Source organism: Methylobacterium sp. D53M, from assembly GCF_053345625.1.
Window position 1 is genome coordinate 1 of the sequence record NZ_JBKFAL010000065.1, and the last position, 4,974, is coordinate 4,974.

The following is a 4,974-nucleotide window of genomic DNA, read 5'->3' on the forward strand; positions in this document are numbered from 1 at the left end:
CGGCACCCGGCAGGTCGAGGCCGCCTCCGCCAACCTCACCGAGCTCGCCCAGGCCCTCATGGCCCTGGCCGAACGATACCGGAACTGATCCGCCGCTCCGACCGTCCTCCTACGGCTACGGCCCGATCGTTCGGACCGCACTCTCCTTGTCCGGCTGGTCCGGATCGGCGGAGGCCGGAGACACTCAGCCGCGATGCGCCGGCCGGTGCGGCGCCTGTCGCCGGGACGCGGTCGCGGCGCGCGCGCGGGCTGCCCGGACGCGCACGATGTCGGCCATCCCGACCGGCCGCGGCGGTGCCTCGCCGGTGAACGGCATCCGGCTGTGAACGTCGCCGTAATAGTCCGACCCGCCCATCCCGAAGCCGCCGGCGACGACGGGTCCGTCGAGGAGCGGCTCTCCGGCCGACGCTCCGGTGGCGATGAGGACGAGGAGTGGGACGGCGAGGAGGAGGCGCATGATCACATGCGTACACCGTCCTGCGTCAGCTTCGCGGCGGCGGCGGTCACGATGGCGTGCGCGCTGCCGGCCCGCGGCGCTGCCCTCAGGTGTTCGGGTCGACGCCGCGATAGCGCGTCGGATGCGTGCGCGCCTTCTGCCAGCCGGTCCGCCCCTGCGCGAAGCCGACCTCTAGGAAGTGGACGAGCGGGTTCACGCCGGCCGCGCGAACATCTGGGTTCGCGTCGAGATACCCGTCGGTGCTGAAATGCCCGCTCGGGTCACGGCCCTCGCGCCAGCCGAGATCGAGGTAGTGTCGCGCCGGACCGTGGGGATACTGGCACGTGTCGGCGTACCAGCTCCTGTAATAGGCCTCATCGAAGCCCGGGAGCGGGCTCTCCAGATAATGATCGAGACCGTACCGGTCGCGGATCTGGCCGGCGACGCGCGCGGCGACGGCCGCGTAATCCCGCAGATGCGTCCCTTCCACGAAGGCCTCGTCCTCGGCGAGACCGAAGCGCGCTGCGCGCAGCGCCGCGAACGGGTCGAAGAACGAGACCCCCCGGCGTGCGCAGACGGCGCGGAGGAGATCGGAATAGACCTCGACCGCGGCGGGATCGCGCTCGGCAACCCTCGAGACCGGCGTCGGCGGCAGCGCCGAGACCAACGTGTCGAGGGCGAAGGCCTGGAAGCGGTCGACGATGCGATCCGCGTGGTCGGAGAAGTCGGCCGTCGCCGATCGCCCGAGCGCCAACGGCGAGCGGATGTCGTTGGTCCCGACGAACAGGACCGCCAGGAAGGCCGGCAGGGGCGCACGCAGCAGGTCGAGGGCCCGGCGGTAGGAGCGGGCCGTCGCGCCCGCGAGCCCGGCATTCAGCACGGGACGGGAAACGACCGGCCGCGGCATGTGAGCCGCGTGCAAGTCGCCGGCGAGCACGACGCAGCCGCTCGGCGCAGCGTCGAAGACGGCCTGGATATGGCCGATCTTGTGACGGCGGAGGGCGCCGCTGCGGAGCGCCCTCACGGCCTCTGACAAACCCATACGAATCTTGAACACCGCCCCCGCGTCCCGCACCGTAGGAGGCTCAGTTTTCTTAAGTCCAGTCCCCCCCGAGCGCGAAACGGATTTTCGGCGCCGCCGGTGTTGCCGGGCGACAGTGCCGGGAATGCCGCCCGGATCATGAATGCTGGCCGGTGGCGGAACCAGATTCGCCGGTGCGCTGTTGTGGAGCCCTCCGCGATGGTGCAATGGAGCCGCCCCTGCGGGCGCCGTCGACCGCCACGAATCCCTCTCGTGCTCTCGTCCTCGATCGATCACATGGTCCGCGGCTACTTATCGTTCACGCCCTTCAAGTTGAGAGACCTTCATCCGGCACCGGTGGCGCGGCGACATGTCTTTTTCATTCACGGATTCGACGCCCGCAGCGGCATCCGCTTCCCCGCCTTCTTCAAGCGGGAGCTTCACCGTCACGCGACCCGGTTCGGGGCGATGGCGCGCGCGGTCTCGGAGATCCGGACCGATCCGGATGGTCTGACCCGGAGCTGGACGGTCGACGCGCCCGCCGACGGCGACGGTGCGGCGGTCCGCTGCGAGACCCTGATCTGGAGCGATATCGTCCATGCGGATCTCGCGCGTCCCGTGTCGCGCAAGCTGGCTCTGCTGGCGCGGAGCGTCGCGGCGGGGCTCGCACAGGCATTGGTCTTCAAGACGTCCCGGTTCGGATGGCCCTACACGGTGCTGACCGCCTTCCCGTTCTTCGTCGCCTTCGTGGCCCCGGCGCTCCTGATCGCGCTCGGCACCGCGATCTACGCTGCCGTCAGCCCGGTGGCGCCGACGGAAACGGTCGGCGTGGCGCTGCTTCTCGCGGCCGCGGCGCTCGCGCTCCTGTACGGCGCCAAGAAGGCGCTCGGGCGCCTGTTCTTCTGGCACATCCTGAGCATCCGGATCTTCTTCTGGCAGCACGCGACCGGTCGGCGGCCGGATTACGCAGACCGGGTCGCGGCCTTCCGGGACCGTGTCCTGGCCGAACTGGCCCACTGGCGCGCGAACCCCGCGGACGCGCCCGACGAGGTCATGATCGTCGGCCATTCCCTCGGCGCAGCCATGGCGGTCGAGGTCGCCGCGCAGGTCCTCGCGCGCCTCGGGACCGACGATCGAGGGCATCCGCGCCTGTCGCTCGTCACGCTCGGCTCGGGGCTGCCCTTCGTGGCGCTCCAGCACGAGGCCCGCGCGCTGCGCGACGACATCGCGACCCTCGTCTTCAGCGACCGCATCGTCTGGTGCGACTACCAGGCCCCCCAGGATTGGCTCAACTGCTACGGCTTCAATCCGATCTTCGATCTCGGATTCGGACGACCCGCCTTCCTGGCCTGCAACCCGCTCATCCGTTCCGCCGGGGTCAAGGACAGGATACCCGAGGACGACTACAAGCGCCTGCGCCTCAAGCCTTTCCACATGCACTTCCAGTTCCTGAAAGCCAATTTCAGGCCGGGGGAGTACGATTTTTTCGAGATGATCCTCGGGCGGCAATCGCTGCTCGACCGCGCCCTGCGGCCAGTCTGCCGCCGCGCGGTCCCGCCCGCGCAGGGCGCGTGATCGCGTCCGCGGGAGACGCGTCGGGACACGATCGGAGCCTCCGGTCCGAGCCGCCGGATATCAGACGGCCACATTCCGGTCGTCAGCACGCCGCCGGAATGTCTCGGCATCTCGAGTCAGGAGCGGACCGGTGGGAGCGATGGGAATGAGGATGCTGCCGGTTCTCGTTGCGCGGAAGGGCGCTCGCGTCGGGATGCTCCTGGCGCTGCTCGCCGTCCCGGTCGCGGGCGAGGCCGGCTGGAAGGGGCCGGAGGCGCAACCGCTGTTCGTCAACGAGGCCAATCCGGCCGGCTACAACTACGCGCCGAGCGTCATCACCGAGAACGGGACCACCGACATCTGGTGGTGCGGTCAGGGCAAGACGGACGTCATCTTCCATCGCTCCTACACGCCGCAGACCGGCTTCTCGCCGGCGCGGATCGTGTTCCAGCCGACGCCCAACTCCTGGAACCGGCAGTACGTCTGTGATCCCAGCGTGATCCGGGGCCGCTTCGTCAACCCGGCGGACGGGCAGACCTACGCCTACGCGATGTACTATTCGGGCGCCGACAACCTGCCCGGGAACAACAACCAGACCGGCCTCGCCTTCTCGAACGACAAGGTGACGTGGGTCGACTACCCGGAACCGGTCATCAAGCCGATCAACCCGGTCGTCGCGCAGGGCAATTACGGCACCGGCCAGCCGGCGACCTTCTCGGACGGCCGGTCCGGCCTGTTCGTCTTCACCACGGATCTCACCGGGCCGCAGGGCGTGCCGGGCTTCGGGGACCTCTACGTCCGGCACACGGCCGACGGCGTGCATTTTGGGGCGCCCGCGCGGGTCCCCAACGCCACGACCGACGGCTCGACCATCAACCCGAACTCGGATTTCGCCTACGATCCCAAGACCGGCGAGGTCTACGTCATCACCGGGCTGCCGGGCCGCGTGTGCCAGCAGGTGGCCTGCAAGGATCCAGGGCGCAATCCCGACCGGGAAACCTACCAGATGGGTCTGTTCAGGATGCCCCTGAAGGCTGTGCTGAGCGGGGCGCCGGCGGCATGGACACCCCTGGGCTACCTGAACTCCGACGTCACGGGCTTCTACCTGAACCACAGTCCCGGCTTCCAGCGCGACGGGGCGGGGTTCCTGACGCCGTTCCTGCCGGACATCACGGTCTTCTTCTCAGGGGGTGACCCCTATCCCGGCACGTGGCGGATCGCCGAGGCGCGGCGGCCGAAGGGCGCCAACCGCCTTCCCCTGCGGCGCGCCTTCGGGCCCGGCGGCCACTGGGTGACGACCGGCTATATCGGGCCGGGCTACACGATCGAGCGCAGCCTCGGCACCGTGTTGACGCTCCCGGCGCCGGGGACCGCGATGCTGATGAGCTGCGCGGCGGGACAGGACCACTTCCTCAGCCGCGACCCGCGATGCGAGGGCCAGACACCGCTCGGGCAGACCGGCTACGTCTACGAGGCGCAGAGGCCGGGGAGCCACCCGATCTACCGTTGCATCGCCGGAGGCCGCGATCATTTCGTGTCGACCGTCCCGGACTGTGAGGGTCACGTGTCCGAGGGGATGCTCGGCTACGCGCTGGACTGAGAATCCGTCCCGCGGCGCGAGACGGCGGCCGGATCGCCCGATCCGCCCGCGCCGGACGGGATGGACTCCCGCCGCTTCAAGTCTCCGATGACCTCCTGGTCGGGACGCCCCTGATCGATGCCGTCCGGGACTGGCTTGCGCGCGCGGGCCGTAAATTTCCCGGTAACGCTACCGGCGCGGCGAAAATACTCGCGCTCTTAATCCGGACTTAACCCTAACCGGTATTCTTAGTCATCCCCGAGAATCGGGTTGCTCCGGTTGGAAAGATAGCGATCCATGTCCTCCATCACCCTGTCGGCCGCGACGCGCCAGAACCTGCTCTCGCTGCAGGACACCGCCCAGCTGATGGCGACCACCCAGAAT

Annotated in this window: 4 protein-coding genes; 2 read left to right on the forward strand and 2 right to left on the reverse strand. The window is 69.2% G+C overall.

Annotation, left to right across the window (positions count from 1 at the left end):
• Nucleotides 1-184 precede the first annotated feature (184 nt).
• Nucleotides 185-457 carry a hypothetical protein gene (locus ACLBYG_RS31405; RefSeq protein WP_042672101.1) on the reverse strand — a complete coding sequence of 91 codons (273 nt, stop codon included), beginning with the start codon at nt 455-457 and terminating at the stop codon, nt 185-187.
• A gap of 85 nt (nt 458-542) precedes the next feature.
• Nucleotides 543-1,460: an SGNH/GDSL hydrolase family protein gene (locus ACLBYG_RS31410; protein ID WP_447684061.1), complete on the reverse strand. Its 918-nt coding sequence runs from the start codon at nt 1,458-1,460 to the stop codon at nt 543-545.
• A gap of 465 nt (nt 1,461-1,925) precedes the next feature.
• Between ACLBYG_RS31410 and ACLBYG_RS31415 the strand changes: the two genes are divergently transcribed.
• Nucleotides 1,926-3,032, forward strand: coding sequence for a lipase family protein (locus ACLBYG_RS31415; protein WP_447684062.1), 1,107 nt, complete (start codon nt 1,926-1,928; stop codon nt 3,030-3,032).
• Between the two features lie 145 nt (nt 3,033-3,177).
• On the forward strand, nt 3,178-4,611 hold the full coding sequence (locus ACLBYG_RS31420) for a hypothetical protein (RefSeq protein ID WP_447684063.1): 1,434 nt from the start codon (nt 3,178-3,180) through the stop codon (nt 4,609-4,611).
• The last annotated feature ends 363 nt before the right edge of the window (nt 4,612-4,974 follow it).

Excerpts from the sequence above, each read along its gene's own strand:
- ACLBYG_RS31405 (WP_042672101.1), bottom strand. The coding sequence starts at position 457 with ATGCGCCTCCTCCTCGCCGTCCCACTCCTCGTCCTCATCGCCACCGGA.
- ACLBYG_RS31415 (WP_447684062.1), top strand. The coding sequence starts at position 1,926 with ATGGCGCGCGCGGTCTCGGAGATCCGGACCGATCCGGATGGTCTGACC.
- ACLBYG_RS31420 (WP_447684063.1), top strand. The coding sequence starts at position 3,178 with ATGAGGATGCTGCCGGTTCTCGTTGCGCGGAAGGGCGCTCGCGTCGGG.